This is a genomic window from Streptomyces sp. SID14478 (assembly GCF_010548525.1).
Classification (GTDB): domain Bacteria; phylum Actinomycetota; class Actinomycetes; order Streptomycetales; family Streptomycetaceae; genus Streptomyces.
This window is the reverse complement of sequence record NZ_JAAGMG010000026.1, coordinates 1-744: the sequence shown is the minus strand read 5'-3', so window position 1 is coordinate 744 and position 744 is coordinate 1. Positions and strand designations below refer to the sequence as shown.

The following is a 744-nucleotide window of genomic DNA, read 5'->3' as shown; positions in this document are numbered from 1 at the left end:
CTGCCAGTTATACAGCGCCGGGGTCGCATCGGTCACGACCGGCTGGAGCAGCCGCCGGGGTGCGAGCAGTGCCCGGCTGACCGGATCGGCGGGGTCCCGGTCGAGTCCGGCGCCCGGTCGCATCTCGACGTCCTGCGGCGGCACGAGGCCCCCGCACGTGCCGCACTCCCCCACGACGCCGAGCTCGGTGCCGCACGCGGCGTGCCGGAACTCCCGCATCGGCAGGCCGCCGGGCAGGGCCCGCCCCCACGCGCCGAGCGAGCGCAGCACCGGCCACAGCCCGCGCCCGAGCTCGGTCACGACGTACTCGTCGCGCGGCGGCGACTCCTGGTAGCGGCGCTTTTCGAGGACTCCGGCGGCGGTGAGCGCCTGGAGCCGGGTGGCGAGGACGGCGCGCGGGATGCCGAGGTGGACGAGGAAGTCGTTGTAGCGCCGCACGCCGTAGAGGGCGTCGCGCACCACGAGGAGCGTCCAGCGTTCGCCGACGATCTCCAGTGCGCGGGCGACCGAGCACTCCTGCGCCGCGTAGTCCTTGCCGAGAGCCATGTCCCCACTGTAGCCACTTTTCCCGCTCAAGGTTCAATGACCGAACCTACCGTGCTACGTTCAATGGGACCCGGTAAGTTCATTCACTGAACCTAAGTGACCCGAGACTGGATGGGCCCCACCCATGGCACAGCCCCAGCCCCAGCCGCCGTCCGTCCTCGTGCGGGCCGCGACGGACCCCGCGCCCGCCGCCACGCC

General features: G+C 72.4%; 1 protein-coding gene. It reads right to left on the bottom strand.

Annotated elements, in window-relative coordinates; all coding sequences use genetic code 11:
- Positions 1 to 546 (bottom strand): helix-turn-helix domain-containing protein (locus G3I40_RS00905; protein WP_164300214.1); only part of this gene is annotated, 546 nt, incomplete at its 3' end.
- Positions 547 to 744 lie beyond the last annotated feature (198 nt).